Here is a 13,812-nt window from a genome sequence, read left to right as displayed (position 1 = left end):
CCCGCACCTGGTGGGTACGGGGCCGCGTGTGGGTGGGTGTGAGTCAGCGTCGGCGGAAGAGGCACACGAGGGCGACGCGCTCCCCGCCGAGGGTCTTACTCTCCGCGGCCGCCATGTTGTACAGCTGCCAGCCCACGGCTTCGACGGCTTCGATCTGTTCGCCGACGCCCGCCATGGGCGCGGTGGCCATGCTGGTCTTGTTCGCCTCGATGATCTTGTAGACGAGGACCTGGCGTCCTTCGGTGTAGGCCTTCTGTGCCTCGTCGGTGGCCTTACCTGCCTTGGCGTTGTTGATGAAGCCCATGGTTCCCCCCTGGGTGCGTGACGGTGGGGGTCATGGTGCGGCGGGGGCGCACGGTCGTGAAGGGCTTGTGACGAGACTGTGGCGACCCTCAGACCGGACTGGTACCGGCGAGGCGCAGGGGGCGGCCATGAGTGCACGGTTACGGCAGGATCGAACAGAAGGCGAAAAGCTTTCCGTGAACTGTTAGCAGCAGACCGCCTACTGATGGCATACTGTTCCCTGGCGGAAGCCGCAGGACATCCCTACTCGATGATGGAGTTGATCCGAATGATCAAGGTGAGCATTCATGCGAGCCGCGAGGAACTGCCCGCGCTGATCGATGTGTTGGCCGCTCACGGGGCGGACTTCAGTCTGCACAGCACCTCACCGGCGGCCGAGGTGCGGACCGAGCCGGTGCTGGAGCGCGATGTGCTCGATCTGCTGCGCACGCGGGCGCCTTCCCAGCATGCCGACCTGTTCATCGCGTTCGTGGAAGGCGAGGTCCGCGATCACGGGGCGGTCGCGGAGCTCGGTACCGAGAAGACCAGCTACGTGAAGCTGTACGTTCCCGGGCCGCGCAGGGTCGGCGCCTACTGCTACGTGCGGCCGGACCGCACGTATCTGGACTTCCGTCTTCCTGGCGAGGCGGCGGACGGTTGCCGCTTTGCGGTCGCTCGCAACGTCCAGCAGGACAACGCGCATGCGGTGCGTCTGCCGCTGACTACGCCGGATGCACTTCCCGAGGCGCAGCTGCTGGCCCGCCAGGCCGCGGCGAAGGCGGAGTCGGCCTGACTCGCTTGTGCGCCCGCCGGCCGGTCTCAGGTCTACGGCGTACCGATGCCGACGAGGCGCAGTGCGCGGGGCGCCCGTTGCGTGGGTTGCCGGCCACGGGCGCCTCCTGCGGTTACAGGTCGTCGCCGAGGACCTGGCGGCGGGCGGTGGTGGCCTTGCGGTCGAGGGCGTTGCTCATCCGCACGGCGGTGACGGTGAGCAGGAAGAAGGAGATCGTGAAGAGGATCTGCGTGATGGTGCTGACGACGTCGATGCTGCGGGTGGCGCCCGCGATGATCAGCATGATGATGTTGCCGGACAGCCAGGCGCACCAGACTCTGAACTTCTCGACGCGCACGGCGCTCTGGACGTCTCTGTAGTTGCTCATGGTGTCCCCCCAAGGACGATCGGCTGAGGGGCATCATGCCGTGGCGTACGCGGTGCGTGATGAGCGTGTGGCCGTTCCGTGACGTCTGTCCCGCTGCCCGGCTCCGGGCCCACGCTTCGGGCGTTGGGGCGCCCGTGGGGGCTCCGGCCGCCTCGCCGGGCAGCGGGAGTCAGGGGGCGCCGATGCCGACGAGGCGCAGGGCGCGGGGGCGTGTCTTCTTCTCGGCCTGGGCGAGGTCGGTGAGGGTGTAGAGGGGTCGGTGGTGTTCGTCGAGGCCTGCGACGGGGAGGTGGCCGCGTCTGCGCCAGTTGCAGATGGCGGGGAGTGTGACGGTGGCGGCGTCGGCGCTGAGGGTGCGGCGCCATCGGGTGGCGAGGGCGGCGGCCTGGGTGCCGGTGTAGAGGCCGTGGGACACGCGTGCACCTCCCGGGGATGTGCCGCAGCCCCGGGCCTGGGTGGTCCGGGGCTGCGGGCCGGTGCGCGAGGTCCGGCGGTTGCGGCGCTGGTGATCATCAACGGGTAGTCATGGGCACAGGTGTGCTACTGGCTCCATGTTCACGCTACGGAGCGATCTTTGTCCAGCAGGAACGCGCTCGCCGGGTATTTGCCGAACCCCAGTACGAAGATTGGGCAGTAGATCGCACACGGGGTGAGGCCATTGGGTGACGCGATGTAGCCCTCGTCGTCATCTCAGAGGTCGGCGGCACGGTCGGCGACCTCTCAGTCACCGAGGTGCAACTCAACGACGATGCCCTGCAGTTGGAGGTAGGCGGCGACGGCTGCGCTGTCAGCCGCCTACCCGTCAAGCCGGGCCAGGGCGACGCGCAGGCACGCAGGCACGCGGAATCCGGGGACGGCTTGCCCGGGCCCTCGGATACGGCATCGAGGCCGCGATGCGTCGAGGTGGGCACCATCTGGCACCACGGTGCGATCTGAGCCCTTGGCTGCCTCGGGGGTCTGCGGCTAAATCTTCTTCCGCAGGTGCGCTGTCGTTCGAATCAAGCCTCACGGAATTAGCGCACGGAACTCGTTAGCGTGAGGCGGGTGACTTTCGGGCGGGCCATGCCGTTGATATGTACGAGTTCACGTAGCAGCGCGACATCGCCGCAACAAATGCCGAGCAGGGCATTTGTGTGATTGCGGCGATGCCGCACCACCTCAATAAGGATGCAATGGACAGCACCCCTAACGGTCAGCACAACAGTGCCGACCGCGCTTCGAGCGACCCCGCAAGGTGCATCTGCATGGCCTGCACCCAGGATCGCGGATCTTGTGATTTGGCGACCATCGTATCGACAGTTCTTGCGCTTGAACTGCCGGAGGTCACGGATGCACTGGTCGCGCACGGATACCTCAACCAGCTCACTGCCCACGTTGCGGCTGTAGTCGCGGCGGTAGTCATCTTGTACGCAAGTGTGGCCGCAAGGAGGCGCCTGCAACTGTTCCGACACCAGTAATTCATAGCCGCGCCTCCATTCGATTCCAAGCCCCGTACCGGGCCCACCCGGTACGGGATATTTCCGATTACCGGGTACCCGGTAATTCATGTCTACCCTTGCGGACCCTGCTTCAGGCAAGGCTCACGCAGAGCCAAAGGGCACTTATCGCTCGCCTGGCGATTGTGCTCTGACTAACTGCGCCCTTAGGGGGAAAGACACCGATGTTCACCCGATCAGGCGGGATATCGAAAATGTGTTCCTATGATTTTCGGACGTTAGTCAGACTTCCTGGCCATTAGGAGTGACTTGGATGTGCTCGGCGAGATATCGGGCGGCGTATTCGTCATATTGGCGAGGCGTCGTCTGGTGGCCGCAGTTGAGGCAGTGGATGTGCCAGCGGCCGTCGGTGCGGACGAGGGTGCAGAGGTCGCAGGCGGGGCAGGGTGCGGCGCGGGGGTGTTGCTGGGGCTGGCTGTGGGTGAGGTTGCGGAGGTGGCGGACGAGGGTGTCGAGGGCGTCGTGGAGGCCGGGGGCGAGGGGGAGTGTGAGGGCGTAGGGGAGGTAGGCGGTGAGCCAGGTGCACCAGCCGGTGATGGTTTCGCCGTGGCGGGGTGAGGCTTGTTCGCAGGGTTGGGTGTGGGCGGTGCCGTGGTCGTCGCGGTGGGTGGCGGGGTGGTGGTAGGCGATGTGGCCGGCCCAGGCGCCGAGGGCGGCGGTGATGGGGGGCTGGCCGTCGTCGTCGGTGCCGGGTACGGGGTCGTAGCGGCCTGGTCCGAGGAGCGCGAGGACGCGGAGGTCGACGGGCACGGGTGCGATGGCCTGGCCGGTGCCGCCCACGCGTCCCTGGGCGGGGCGCGCGGAGCGGGCGACGAACTCCTCGGCGAGCAGCAGTGCCTGTGCGGGGATCTCGGTGAGCCAGCCGCGGAGCTCGCCGGCGTGGACCAGACACAGGTGGTGGTGATCGGGCGCGGTGCGGGGGCAGATGCCGCAGGCGGTCATCGTTGCAGGGCCTGGAGGCGGGCGAAGATCTGCTCGACGTCGTCGGGGGTGATGCCGGGGTGCTCGCCCAGGGCGTAGCGGAGGCGGACGTCGATCTGTGCGGCGACTGCGACCTGGGTCCAGTGGCCGGCCATCTCGCGGGCCTCGTCGGGGGTGAGTTGGCCCTTCATGGAGCCGCGGGCGATGTTGACGTAGGGCTTGCCGGTCTTGGTTCCGGCGACGGCCTCGATGCGCAGGGCGCTGCGCCCGGGTCCGGACGGCGGGGTCCTCATCGTGCGGATGTCGAGGACCATGTGCCCGGCGGTGGTGGCGTCGGCCTTGAGCTTGTCGCGGCACCAGGCGAGGAGGGCGATGTCCGTCTCGGCGTGTGCGGCGGCCGCCGTGAGGTCCTGGGCGGTGGCGAGGGTGTCCTCGGGGGTCATCAGGGCCTCGATCGGGCCCCAGCGCAGGAGGCAGGCGGCCTTGCGGGTGACGGGGTCGACGGTCGACCGGACCCAGGCGTGGTCGGTCATGAGGGTGCTCCGGTGTAGGTGTGGCAGTGGGCGCAGTAGCCGTAGCGCTTGTCGTCGGGGTGGTGGGAGCTGCGGTGGCAGCGTGGGCACAGGAAGGGCAACGGGCCGTAGTGCTCTTCGAGTTGCTGGACGATGTGGGCCTCGGTGCGCCCGCCGACGAGGGCGATCTGCAGGGGTGGCAGGCCGAGTTCAACGAGGTTGATCTTGATTGGCTCGTCGGCCATGAGGCGGGTCACGTTCTCGCCGGAGAGGCCGAGGAGGATGACGGGCCGGCCGAGTGAGTCGCGGAGTGCGGCCTTGATCATGATCATTCTTTCCGGCCCGGGGCGTGCGGCCATGGCTACTGGTTGGTAATGACGGTCGGGTCTCGCGCGCGCCTGCGTTCGCGCGCGCGAAACGCAGGCGCGTGCGCGCGCGAGGCGTGGGTCAGGTGAGGTGGCCGTGGTGGGGGTCGTTGTCGTGGCCGAGGGTGTCGCGGATGGTCTGGCGCCAGTAGGTGCGGATGCGTTCGGGGGCGTCGGCGGTCTCGGGGCAGAGGCGGCCGTCGACGACCCCTTGGGCGCAGAGCTGGGTGAGGTTGCGGGCCCGCTCGTCGGTGGTGGTGAACTGCTCGGCCACGTTGGCGGGGGTGAGGTAGCGGAGGCGGCCGGCGCTGAGGGTGCGGGCGTCGTAGGGGCCGTGCTCGGGGTTGAGGGCCATGACGCTGATCTCGTGGGTCATGCCGGGCCGGTGGAGCTGCGCCGCGGGGACGTCGGGGAGGTGGACGAGGGAGACGAGGGCAAGGGCGTACTGCGTCCACAGCGGGTGCCAGCAGGGGGCGGTGATGATCCAGCTGTCGAGGGCGGCGGGGCTGACCGCCTGGTAGTTCGACGCGGGGACGCGGTGGGCGGTGCCGTACTCGCCGGTGAACTCGGTGATGGTCACGGGCTGGTCCTTCCGGGTGCGGGTGAGGTGGTCGTAGAGCAGGTTGAGGGCGCCGACGAGGGCGAGGAGCAGCACGGTGAGGGTGGCGATGATGGCGATGGCCCATGCCCAGTAGGCGTGGATGAGGATGGCGAGGGTGGTGAGGGCCTCGATGAAGAGGGTGCCGGTGCTCATCTGTGAGTCCGGCCGTGGTGGATGCCGACGGCGGTCTCGTTGGCCAGGAGGCCGGCGCCGATGAAGGCGAGGCTGGCCCCGGTCCGTTCGCCGTGCGCGAGGCAGAAGATGCCTGCGAGGAGGCAGGCGAGGGCGAGCAGTCCGGTGAAGGCGGTGCTGGCGCGGCTGGGGGGTGGGCAGGTGCAGCGGTGTGCGGCGGCCGCCGTGGTGGTGATGGTCCAGCCGCTTGCGGTGAGGTAGTCGTCGACCTGGTCGGCGGCGATGGTCCAGTAGATGTCCTCGCCGGGCGGGGTGGTGATCCAGTAGGCGTCGAGGGCTGCGGCGATCGCCTCCTTGGGGGTGGCGGGCAGTGGTGCGTGGTGGGTCATGGGGTGGCTCCGGGGTGCCGGTTCGGTGTGCGGTCGGGGAGGGGGATGCGGTGTTGTTTGCGTAGCTCGCTGATGCGGTCGAACTGGACGTGGGTGGTGGCGCGGATCTGCTGGCAGGTGGCGTGGGCGCGGAGCATGGTGACGGCTCGTGCCTCGCGGTCGCGTACTTCGTCGGGGGTGGGCCGTCTCCGGTCGGGTGGCAGGGGGATGTGGTGTTCGTCGCGGACGCGGCAGACGCGGGTGTTGCCGACGTTGAGGGTGTTGACGATGTGCTGGTGGGTGTCGCCGGCGCGGAGCATGGCGGCGATCTGGTTGTCGAGCTGCTGGCGGCGGTTCATCGGGTGCGCCAGGGGGTGGGGCGTACGCCGGTGTGGGCGCGGCCGGTGGTGCGCCGTGCGGTGGCGGCTTTGGCGCGTTTGGCGGCGGCCGCGCGGGCGAGGGCGATGGGGCAGGAGGAGACGTGCGGCTTGCGGAGGACTTCGCGTTCTTCGGCGGCGGGGCGCTCGCTGCTGAGCTGGCGTGTCCAGTGGATGGTGTCCCGGATGGAGGTGGCCTGGTTGCCTTTGGGGTCTTCGGCCGGGTCTATGGCGATGATCTTCCGGTGCGCCGTGGTGAGGGCGTAGAGGACGCTGCGGCCGCAGTCGTCGCATCTGCCGTAGCCGGTGGTGGTGCGGCGTGGGGTGGGGCTCGGGTACATGGCAGGTGGGTGTCCTTCCGGTCAGGCGGGGCGGTGGCAGTGGTCGCAGCGGTGGCCTGGATGGGGTGGGTGGGCGGAGCGCTGGCGCCGGGTGGTCTTGGCGGTGTGGATCTCGGCGCAGGCCTTGCAGGGCATGCCGGTGTGGGCGAGGAATCCCCAGTGGCAGCCGGCCATCCCGCAGTCGGAGCGCGGGGGCAGCACGGCACCGATGAGCCAGCGGGCGGGGTCGCGGATCTCGCGGTCGGGTGTCCAGCGGCGGAGGCGGGCGAGCTGGTCGCGGATCTCGGCGGGCCAGGTCCCGGAATCGAGCTGGCGTCCGACCTCCCGGGCGATGCGGCGCACGGCGAACGTCGTGGTGCGGGGCAGGAGATCCGCTACGGGCTCCAGGACGGCCCAGACGCGGGGGCTGAGGGTGAGCTGGGGTCCGGCGTACGCGGGGCGCTCTACGGGGCGCACAGGCGCGGGCTGGAACGTCGCGGCGGCTGAACTCGCAGGCGTCCGCGGTGAGTTGTCCACAGGGGCGCCGGCCCACTTACGGTCATCTCGCCTACGGCGGAAAGCCCCACCCACCTGCGTGGTTCTCTCGTCAGTCAGTTCTGGGTCTTCCTTAGACGCGAGGGATCCGCCAGTCGTGTCCGCACCCGATCCGCCATCTGTGTCCGGTGGCAGGGGCTCGTCGGTGACGAGGTGGAGCGGGTGATCGTGGACGTCGTACTCGTGGCGGCCGTGGTCCCCGGTGCGCCGGTGGACGGTGATCCAGCCGAGGCCTTCGAGTTCGTCGGTCATGCGGCGGGCCGAGCGCTTGGTGACGCCCAGGAGGTCGCCGAGTTCGGCGGCCGTGACCGCGGTCCTGGTCGCTACGGCGTGCGCGAGGGCGCAGTACAGGACGAACAGGGAGTGCCTCAGGACCTTGGCCGCGAGGACGGCCACGAACGCGAAGTGCTCGGTGCGGGAGGTGAGTCCGCGGGTGCGGCGCTCGGCGGTCTCGCCGTCGCCGGCGCCGTCCGTACGGCGGACCGTGGTCAGCTCGGGGATGCCGTCCGGCCCGGGCGCGGACAGCTCGGCGAGGAAACGTTCCGCGGTGCGCTTGGCGTCGCCCATGTACCCGGCGAGGGTGAGCACGCCGGCGCGGCAGCCGTCCGGGCGCTGGGCGAGCGCGGTGATCTGCGCGTGGTAGGCGACCGCGCCGGCGCTGTACCGGCCGCTGCCCCACACCCGCCTGGGCACCTTGACCTTCTGCCGCACCCACGACGGCCCGTCCGGCCCGCAGACAGCACCACCGGCCCCGCCGCAGGTGCGGCGGGGCTCGGGGGCGGGCGTGCGGACGTGGGTCACGGGGTCCTAGCTGGTGTCGTCAGGCGGTCCGTCGCCGGAGGGGACGGTGTAGGTGGCGCCGCACGGGCCCTGGCGGACGCCCGGGAAGATGTGGCGGTGCATCGAGCCGCAGCCGCCCGGGCCGTCGCAGTGCACGGCGTACTCGGTGCGGCCCTGCGTACGGATCGGCTCGACCTGCGCGGCGGCGGGGCCGCCGTAGGCGGGCGGGTCGTCGGGCAGCAGCGCTAACTGCCGCTCAGGCGCGCTCACTCGGGTACCTCGCCGGTATGCGGAGGCTCCGTACGGGCGGCCGCGGTCGGCAGGGTGAGGGTGATGGGGCGGATGTAGCGCGGGGTCCACGTGCGGATGTCCGGCCGCGTCAGGTAACCGTCGTTCTCCAGCTTGACCAGGGCCCGCTGCGCGGTCTTCGGCTCGACGGCGCATTCCCGGGCCATGCTGCCTGCGGACTGCGGGCCGCCGGCCGGGATGTGCCCGGACGCATCCGCGTGATGGGCGAGCACCAGGGCGATCAGCCGCGTCGGGACGTACAGGTCGCTGGCGAGCACGGCCTGCTCCCACAGCCGCCGGTCGTACGGCAGAGCGGCTGACCGGGCAGATGAGGGGGCATCGGGCTCGGCCTGGTGGTCGACGACGTCGGGCTCGGCCTGGCGCTCGACGAGGTCGGAGGGGGTGGGTGTGGATCTCGTCTGCATCGTTTCCTCACTGAAGGGACTGGAGCAGGGCGGGCAGTGCTGATGGGCTGTGCCGGTCGCACCGCCAGCCGCACGGGTACAGGCGGGCGTAGGTCAGGTCGTGCGGGCACAGGAGAACGCCGCACTCACCCGGCCGCCGGCGCCTGCGCCGACGTCGGCGGCCGGGGAAGGGCCGTCCGCCCCGGGCGGGGGGCGGGGCGGACGGCCCGGTCATCGGACGGCCCCGGGTGCAGCGGCCGGGCTCGGCGTCGGCACGGGGCCGGAGGCGGGGTTGCAGCCGAGGACCGCGAGCAGGAGCGCCACGGAGAGCAGGAGCCACCAGCGGTACACAGCAACCTCTTCCGCACGGGTGTTCGGGATGGGGGTGGGTCCGGCCGCCCCAGGGGGAGGGGTGAGCGGCCGGGCGGCCGGACCCGGTTTTCAGGCGCCCGCCGCGGGCGGCTCGTCGGCCGCCGTGCGGGCAGCGGCCGGGCGCGCCGGCCGAAGGTCGACCGACCGGACGAGGAACCGCTGGCCGGGCTTGAGCCGCCCGGCCGCCAGGTCCTGCCGGTACTGGTGCGCCAGCGCCACCACCGCCTGGTGCACCAGCGCCTCGGCCCGAGCGCCCGACTGCGTGAGGATCGCGAGATCCCGGCGCAGCGCACGCGACCCGCTCACGTCGATCCCGGCCAGCAGGTCAGGCGCACGCACCGGCAGCGGCGGCGCAGTTTCTGCCGCCACCCCGGCCACGGCCGCACCAGGCCGTCCGGCCGGTGGCGCAGACTCGGCCACCGTGTAGGCCACCGGCGCAGACTCGGCCGCCCGGCGCCTGATCTCGTCCAGGTCCCGGGTGACGGTGTCGCGCGACAGACCCAGCCGCTCGCCCATCTGCCGCAGACTCAGGTCCGGTTCGGCCGTCCGCAGTTCGGCCACCTTGCGGCGGCGCAGGGCCCGCGCGTCCGCCGGCGTCACTGGGCACCGCCGACGTGGACGGGGCGGCCGTCGCGGACGATCGTCAGCCGGTGCGGGCCCGCCTCGAACCACAGCTCCATCAGCGGGTCGGGGTCGTCCTCGACGGCGAAGTTGCCGACCAGGCCGTCAAGGAACTCGGTGTCCTCGGGCAGGGTGTGGGCGAGCAGCTGCATCGACAGGAAGCCGTGCTTGCCCGCGGCGATGATGTAGGTCTCGCCGAACGTGGCGGCCGTCCCGGCTGTCTCGTAGTGGACGTGGACCAGGTCGCCGGGGCGCACCGGCTGCCAGGGCGCGGACTCGAGGTCGGCGCCGGCCGACATCAGGATGCCGACCTCCCCGACCAGGTCCCGGGCGCGCTTGGCGTCCTCGGCCCGGGCGAGCGGGCTGAGCTGCTCGTCGTCGGTCAGGGGCAGCTGCGCGACGATCCGCAGCGCGAGGGCGCCGACTTCCATGGCCCACGGCTTCGGAGCGTCCGGGCCGGGGGCCTCGATGTGGGGCAGCGCGCGGCCGTAGATCAGGTCGGCCGCAGGCACGTCCTCGACGGGCTGCCTGAGCACACGAGTGATGATCTTCAACGCCTCGGTACGGCGCATGCTGTGTTCCGTTCGGTGGTTGGTGCCCGGCCGGGCACGGGGGTTGTCAGGGCACGCCGTGCCCGGCCGGAGAGGGTGAGGTCAGACGCCGGGACGGCGCGGGACAGCGGGCACGGCGGCGTCCCGGGGCGCGGGCCGTGGACGGCCCAGCTCGGCATCACGCGCCCGGGCCTGGGCGCGGGCCGCGCGGATGTGGCGGCCGCGGGTCAGCGCGGCCGCGGCCTGTCCCGGCTGCCGGTCACGGGGCGGGGGCAGCAGCGGCACCTTGCGCCGGGGCTGCACGACACGGGCGGGCGGCTGCCGCTCACCGAGGTCGTCGATCACACCGGCCACCACGAACAGGGCCAGCATGACCAGCGACGCGCCGATGATCAGGATCGGGCCGTTCACCGGTCGTTCTCCCGCTCGTCGTAGTGGGCGAGGGCGATGTCCAGGTAGACGGCCTCGGACCAGCGCCCCAGCCCGGGCAGCGGCGCCCACAGCGCGCCCTCGTCGAGAGGCTCCCTGGCCAGGTGCACGGCCGCGTGGGCGATCAGCCGGGGATCGGCGAGCGCGTCGACGTCCAGGAGGCGGCACACGCCGTAGGCGTCGTGCGCACTCCAGCCCGTCACGTGCGACCACGCGAGCGTCAGCCCACGGTCACGAACCAGGCCGCCGAGGAACGCCGTGCCCGCCGGCCACACCGCCCGCAGGAACAACTCCGGCGCGCCGCTCCGGTTATCGCGCACCCCGGTCTCGACGGCGGCCGGGGGCATGCACTGCGCGAGGAGCTCGGCGTGCACGGCGTCCGCGTACGGGAGTTGAGGGACGCCCATCAGGGCCCGGGTGGCGTCGCCCACGGACGGCCGGCTGCCGTCGTGGGTGCTCTTCCTGGCCTCGGCCGCCGCGCTCGTCTCCTCGACGATCGTGGCGATCTCGTCGTAGTCTCTGGCGCTCACTCCGCACCGCCCGGCGCCTGAGCGCTCGCGGTGGCCGCCTGGTCCTGCTCGGCCCGCCACACGGCAGACTCCTCGGACGAGAAGTGCCGGAACGCGCGGACCTTCACACAGACGCCGTCCAGCGTGGTCTCACCGCGGACGTGCTCCATGACGATGTGGTGGTCGACGGTCTTGGTGTGCGCCTCGGCTCCCAGAGCCGCGCACACCGCCCGGACTGCGTCGACGTCGGGCGCCCTCAGCTCCAGCTGACTCGAACTCTCCCCGTCGTCGTGCCCGAACACGTGGCAGGTGTCCACGATCAGCCCCGCGTCCGGGTACTCGGCGAGCAGACGGCGCGCCAGCTGGCCCAGGCGGAACACGGTGGACTCCAGCGTCTGGACCGCGGCCAGCGGCCTGTCCTGGGTCGCCCCGCTCACAGCGCACGCTCCTCGTCGGCGTCGCCGCGCTCGTCCGCGAACCCGGCCGCGGTCGCCTCGGCCTGCTGCAGCGCGTGCTCGTCGGACGCACCCTGGCCGTACTGGCCGTCGAGGTAGGAAGCCTCGTCGTACGCCTGCTCGCCGGGGTCGACGGCGGCGGCCCGGTCCGCAGCCGCGATCTCGTGTCCGGCGCGGGCCAGGGCGTCGACCACGCACACGTCGCAGCAGTACCAGCGCGGCCCGAGGTTGAGGCTGGCGATCTCCAGCCGGGACCAGCCGAACAGGTCCGATGCTTCGGCCTCGGCCGCCTCCCCGCAGCCCGGCGTCGGGCACTTCGCGTGGATGTCGCGGACCTCGTCGTCGACCAGGCTCGCCAGGGCCGCCCGCTGCACGCCGTCGACGACGAGGTCGGCGCGGCCGCCGTAGGAGGAGATGCACTCGACGACGACCTGCTTGTGGGCCGCGTGCGCGTCCGGCACCTCGGCGCTGCCCGACCAGGTCAGCGTCATCGGAGGGCTGCCGTCGTGCGCGGTCTTGGCGTACTCGACGGCCGCCGCGATCTCGGCGACCGGCAGCAGATGCCAGCCGGGGCGGCCCTCGATCAGACGGCCCACCGCGTCCACCTGGCGCTGGGCGCCCGCCATCTCGGCGAGCCGGCGGCCGCGCTCAGTCATCTCCTCGTCGTCCTCGGCGTACGCCTGCTGCGCGGCCGCGGCCGCGATCTCCTCGGCGCGCTGCGGGTCGAAGAGCAGCCCGGCATCGGCCTCGGCCTGCGCCAACTCCCGCGCGGTCGCCGCACCGTGGGTCATCGCCGCGGCGATCACACCCGCGGCCGCCCGCACCGACGTGGTCTGGGGAAGGTGCGGCAGGCAGTAGAAGACCTGCGCACCGGACGGGTACCGCCGCCCCTTCGGGTCCGGCCGCAGCCTCGTCTCCTCGACACCCGCCGGCACCCCGCACATGCAGCACTGCGGGCCCTCCGACAGCGGCTCAGGGAACGGCGAGCGCAGGGCGTACGGGACGTCGCTGCCCTCCCACGGATCGGCATACGTCGTGCCGACCTGACCGGGCAGGACCTGGCCGTACGCGGCGAACACGACGGCGGCCTGCGCCGGCGTCGCGGCCGGCACGGTCTCGGGGGGCATGGGCCCCGGGGTCTGGGATGATGTGGTCACGGTCTTCCACTCCTTCAGTAGGTGCGGGGGTGGGCTGTGCCGAGGGGTCGTTCCGGGGTCCATCCCGAAGCGGCCCCGTTCTCATGTGGTCAGGCGGCCATCGGACGGGCCTGCTGCTCGCGCTCGGTGGGCGAGGAGACCGGGCCCGACTCCGGGGCCAGCAGCAGCGCGAGCTGGGCGTAGGCCTCAGGCGTGACCGGCGGCCAGCCGTCGACCATCCGTCGGATGCGCTCCTGCCACTCCGGGCGAATCACGCCGCAGCCCCGACAACGCGCGGGGCGGACAGCGGCGGCATCAGCTCGGCGATCTCACACCTGAGGACATCGGCGAGCCGTTTCAAAACTGGCGCAGAAGCGCTGGCGTGCCCGCGCTCCAGCATCGACATGTAGGACTGCGAGATCTCGGCTTGAACTGCGAGTTCTCCCTGTGTCAGACCGGCCTGTACCCGCCGACGCCGCACGAGGTAGGGGTCCTGATTTGGCGAGGACTTCATGCCCGAACGTTAGAACAGATTGATAGTCATTGCAATCCATTGATGCTCAGCGTTGCAGTGTGACCCAACGTGGGACAGTGGCGCCCCGGCTGTGACCTGCGCTGATATTCGCTAAAGTTCAGTGATGTCCAGTGGTATTCAGTGATCGGAGACCAGGGCGTGAGCGGTGCCAATGAGTTGCAACCGACGCCAGAGGGCGCGCTCATCAAGCTCGCGCGACAAGCGCGAGGGATGAGCCCGGAAGTTGCTGCGGACTTGACTCCGGTCCAGATCAAGGGCGGCCGCTGGAGGCAGATCGAGAGCGGCTACGACCGGAAGAGCCCACCCAAGCGCTCGTTCGCACCAGCGCTCACCCTCGCTCACATGGCGCACACGGTCGGCGCAACCCCAGAGAGGCTCACTGAGGCCGGCCGTGACGACGCCGCGGCGATCCTTCGGGAGATCCTGCGAGGCGAGGGCGAAGAATCTGTGAGCCCCGAGGTGCTCACGACACGCGAGCAGCAAATGCTGGCCGAGATGGTTGCCTCTGCGGCAGAGGGTTTCGATCTGACCCCCGAGCAGTTGGACGAGGCCTACGCCCGGGCGCGCCAGCTGGTGAAGGAACGTCGGGCTTCGCGAGTGAGTGGCGGTGGCGAGGCCCATCCAGGGCGCGCCAGCTAGTCAC

General features: G+C 71.1%; 24 protein-coding genes. 2 read left to right on the top strand and 22 right to left on the bottom strand.

Annotated features, from left to right (window positions below; genetic code table 11):
• Positions 1–43: 43 nt before the first annotated feature.
• A complete protein-coding gene (locus ACIRRY_RS13690) occupies positions 44–304 on the bottom strand; it encodes a hypothetical protein (protein ID WP_403971710.1) in 261 nt (86 codons plus the stop codon).
• Between the two features lie 267 nt (positions 305–571).
• On the opposite strand from ACIRRY_RS13690, the gene ACIRRY_RS13685 reads away from it, so the two are divergent.
• A complete protein-coding gene (locus ACIRRY_RS13685; protein ID WP_403971708.1) occupies positions 572–1,075 on the top strand; it encodes a hypothetical protein in 504 nt (167 codons plus the stop codon).
• 112 nt (positions 1,076–1,187) lie between these two features.
• On the opposite strand, the gene ACIRRY_RS13680 is transcribed toward ACIRRY_RS13685, so the two are convergent.
• The 21 genes from ACIRRY_RS13680 to ACIRRY_RS13580 all read right to left on the bottom strand — a co-directional run bounded on the left by ACIRRY_RS13680 (position 1,188) and on the right by ACIRRY_RS13580 (position 13,148).
• A complete protein-coding gene (locus ACIRRY_RS13680; protein ID WP_403971706.1) occupies positions 1,188–1,442 on the bottom strand; it encodes a hypothetical protein in 255 nt (84 codons plus the stop codon).
• Between the two features lie 169 nt (positions 1,443–1,611).
• Positions 1,612–1,857 carry a MerR family transcriptional regulator gene (locus ACIRRY_RS13675; RefSeq protein WP_403971704.1) on the bottom strand — a complete coding sequence of 82 codons (246 nt, stop codon included), beginning with the start codon at positions 1,855–1,857 and terminating at the stop codon, positions 1,612–1,614.
• Between the two features lie 598 nt (positions 1,858–2,455).
• Positions 2,456–2,815, bottom strand: a complete 360-nt coding sequence (locus tag ACIRRY_RS13670; RefSeq protein ID WP_403971702.1) for a hypothetical protein — start codon at positions 2,813–2,815, stop codon at positions 2,456–2,458.
• Positions 2,816–3,160: 345 nt separating this feature from the next.
• Positions 3,161–3,880, bottom strand: a complete 720-nt coding sequence (locus tag ACIRRY_RS13665; RefSeq protein ID WP_403971700.1) for a hypothetical protein — start codon at positions 3,878–3,880, stop codon at positions 3,161–3,163.
• Positions 3,877–4,392, bottom strand: coding sequence for a hypothetical protein (locus ACIRRY_RS13660; protein WP_403971698.1), 516 nt, complete (start codon positions 4,390–4,392; stop codon positions 3,877–3,879). The genes ACIRRY_RS13665 and ACIRRY_RS13660 overlap by 4 nt, the downstream gene beginning before the upstream one ends.
• Positions 4,389–4,697 (bottom strand): hypothetical protein, encoded by a 309-nt coding sequence (locus ACIRRY_RS13655; RefSeq protein ID WP_403971696.1) that lies wholly within the window; start codon positions 4,695–4,697, stop codon positions 4,389–4,391. The genes ACIRRY_RS13660 and ACIRRY_RS13655 overlap by 4 nt, the downstream gene beginning before the upstream one ends.
• Before the next feature lie 121 nt (positions 4,698–4,818).
• Positions 4,819–5,490, bottom strand: coding sequence for a hypothetical protein (locus ACIRRY_RS13650; RefSeq protein WP_403971694.1), 672 nt, complete (start codon positions 5,488–5,490; stop codon positions 4,819–4,821).
• Positions 5,487–5,858, bottom strand: a complete 372-nt coding sequence (locus ACIRRY_RS13645) for a hypothetical protein (protein WP_403971692.1) — start codon at positions 5,856–5,858, stop codon at positions 5,487–5,489. Before ACIRRY_RS13645 ends, ACIRRY_RS13650 begins: the two co-directional genes overlap by 4 nt.
• Positions 5,855–6,196 carry a hypothetical protein gene (locus tag ACIRRY_RS13640; RefSeq protein ID WP_403971690.1) on the bottom strand — a complete coding sequence of 114 codons (342 nt, stop codon included), beginning with the start codon at positions 6,194–6,196 and terminating at the stop codon, positions 5,855–5,857. Before ACIRRY_RS13640 ends, ACIRRY_RS13645 begins: the two co-directional genes overlap by 4 nt.
• The gene (locus tag ACIRRY_RS13635; RefSeq protein WP_403971688.1) at positions 6,193–6,555 is read right to left on the bottom strand and encodes a hypothetical protein; all 363 of its coding nucleotides are present in this window, start codon (positions 6,553–6,555) and stop codon (positions 6,193–6,195) included. Before ACIRRY_RS13635 ends, ACIRRY_RS13640 begins: the two co-directional genes overlap by 4 nt.
• 21 nt (positions 6,556–6,576) lie before the next feature.
• Positions 6,577–7,890 carry a MarR family transcriptional regulator gene (locus ACIRRY_RS13630; protein WP_403971686.1) on the bottom strand — a complete coding sequence of 438 codons (1,314 nt, stop codon included), beginning with the start codon at positions 7,888–7,890 and terminating at the stop codon, positions 6,577–6,579.
• Between the two features lie 6 nt (positions 7,891–7,896).
• Positions 7,897–8,139 (bottom strand): hypothetical protein, encoded by a 243-nt coding sequence (locus tag ACIRRY_RS13625; protein ID WP_403971684.1) that lies wholly within the window; start codon positions 8,137–8,139, stop codon positions 7,897–7,899.
• A complete protein-coding gene (locus ACIRRY_RS13620) occupies positions 8,136–8,582 on the bottom strand; it encodes a hypothetical protein (RefSeq protein WP_403971682.1) in 447 nt (148 codons plus the stop codon). Before ACIRRY_RS13620 ends, ACIRRY_RS13625 begins: the two co-directional genes overlap by 4 nt.
• A 420-nt stretch (positions 8,583–9,002) precedes the next feature.
• Positions 9,003–9,533 (bottom strand): hypothetical protein, encoded by a 531-nt coding sequence (locus ACIRRY_RS13615; RefSeq protein ID WP_403971680.1) that lies wholly within the window; start codon positions 9,531–9,533, stop codon positions 9,003–9,005.
• Positions 9,530–10,126 (bottom strand): hypothetical protein, encoded by a 597-nt coding sequence (locus tag ACIRRY_RS13610; RefSeq protein ID WP_403971678.1) that lies wholly within the window; start codon positions 10,124–10,126, stop codon positions 9,530–9,532. Before ACIRRY_RS13610 ends, ACIRRY_RS13615 begins: the two co-directional genes overlap by 4 nt.
• Positions 10,127–10,207: 81 nt before the next feature.
• Entirely contained in the window at positions 10,208–10,516 is a 309-nt protein-coding gene (locus ACIRRY_RS13605) for a hypothetical protein (RefSeq protein WP_403971676.1), read from the bottom strand.
• Complete coding sequence (locus ACIRRY_RS13600; protein ID WP_403971674.1) at positions 10,513–11,064, bottom strand: hypothetical protein; 552 nt, start codon at positions 11,062–11,064, stop codon at positions 10,513–10,515. Before ACIRRY_RS13600 ends, ACIRRY_RS13605 begins: the two co-directional genes overlap by 4 nt.
• A complete protein-coding gene (locus tag ACIRRY_RS13595) occupies positions 11,061–11,480 on the bottom strand; it encodes a hypothetical protein (protein ID WP_403971672.1) in 420 nt (139 codons plus the stop codon). The genes ACIRRY_RS13600 and ACIRRY_RS13595 overlap by 4 nt, the downstream gene beginning before the upstream one ends.
• On the bottom strand, positions 11,477–12,655 hold the full coding sequence (locus tag ACIRRY_RS13590; RefSeq protein ID WP_403971670.1) for a hypothetical protein: 1,179 nt from the start codon (positions 12,653–12,655) through the stop codon (positions 11,477–11,479). Before ACIRRY_RS13590 ends, ACIRRY_RS13595 begins: the two co-directional genes overlap by 4 nt.
• A gap of 89 nt (positions 12,656–12,744) precedes the next feature.
• Complete coding sequence (locus tag ACIRRY_RS13585; protein WP_403971668.1) at positions 12,745–12,909, bottom strand: hypothetical protein; 165 nt, start codon at positions 12,907–12,909, stop codon at positions 12,745–12,747.
• Positions 12,906–13,148 (bottom strand): helix-turn-helix domain-containing protein, encoded by a 243-nt coding sequence (locus ACIRRY_RS13580; protein ID WP_403971666.1) that lies wholly within the window; start codon positions 13,146–13,148, stop codon positions 12,906–12,908. The genes ACIRRY_RS13585 and ACIRRY_RS13580 overlap by 4 nt, the downstream gene beginning before the upstream one ends.
• A gap of 159 nt (positions 13,149–13,307) precedes the next feature.
• Between ACIRRY_RS13580 and ACIRRY_RS13575 the strand changes: the two genes are divergently transcribed.
• A complete protein-coding gene (locus tag ACIRRY_RS13575) occupies positions 13,308–13,808 on the top strand; it encodes a hypothetical protein (protein WP_403971664.1) in 501 nt (166 codons plus the stop codon).
• Positions 13,809–13,812 lie beyond the last annotated feature (4 nt).

It is taken from the genome of Streptomyces sp. NPDC101776, from assembly GCF_044766845.1.
Taxonomy (GTDB): domain Bacteria; phylum Actinomycetota; class Actinomycetes; order Streptomycetales; family Streptomycetaceae; genus Streptomyces.
The sequence above is the reverse complement of the archived record's forward strand: the minus strand, read 5'-3'. Positions and strand labels throughout refer to the sequence as shown.

Coding starts and splice junctions, on each gene's coding strand:
- ACIRRY_RS13690 (WP_403971710.1), bottom strand. CDS start 304: ATGGGCTTCATCAACAACGCCAAGGCAGGTAAGGCCACCGACGAGGCA.
- ACIRRY_RS13685 (WP_403971708.1), top strand. CDS start 572: ATGATCAAGGTGAGCATTCATGCGAGCCGCGAGGAACTGCCCGCGCTG.
- ACIRRY_RS13680 (WP_403971706.1), bottom strand. CDS start 1,442: ATGAGCAACTACAGAGACGTCCAGAGCGCCGTGCGCGTCGAGAAGTTC.
- ACIRRY_RS13665 (WP_403971700.1), bottom strand. CDS start 3,880: ATGACCGCCTGCGGCATCTGCCCCCGCACCGCGCCCGATCACCACCAC.
- ACIRRY_RS13660 (WP_403971698.1), bottom strand. CDS start 4,392: ATGACCGACCACGCCTGGGTCCGGTCGACCGTCGACCCCGTCACCCGC.
- ACIRRY_RS13655 (WP_403971696.1), bottom strand. CDS start 4,697: ATGATCAAGGCCGCACTCCGCGACTCACTCGGCCGGCCCGTCATCCTC.
- ACIRRY_RS13650 (WP_403971694.1), bottom strand. CDS start 5,490: ATGAGCACCGGCACCCTCTTCATCGAGGCCCTCACCACCCTCGCCATC.
- ACIRRY_RS13645 (WP_403971692.1), bottom strand. CDS start 5,858: ATGACCCACCACGCACCACTGCCCGCCACCCCCAAGGAGGCGATCGCC.
- ACIRRY_RS13640 (WP_403971690.1), bottom strand. CDS start 6,196: ATGAACCGCCGCCAGCAGCTCGACAACCAGATCGCCGCCATGCTCCGC.
- ACIRRY_RS13635 (WP_403971688.1), bottom strand. CDS start 6,555: ATGTACCCGAGCCCCACCCCACGCCGCACCACCACCGGCTACGGCAGA.
- ACIRRY_RS13620 (WP_403971682.1), bottom strand. CDS start 8,582: ATGCAGACGAGATCCACACCCACCCCCTCCGACCTCGTCGAGCGCCAG.
- ACIRRY_RS13610 (WP_403971678.1), bottom strand. CDS start 10,126: ATGCGCCGTACCGAGGCGTTGAAGATCATCACTCGTGTGCTCAGGCAG.
- ACIRRY_RS13580 (WP_403971666.1), bottom strand. CDS start 13,148: ATGAAGTCCTCGCCAAATCAGGACCCCTACCTCGTGCGGCGTCGGCGG.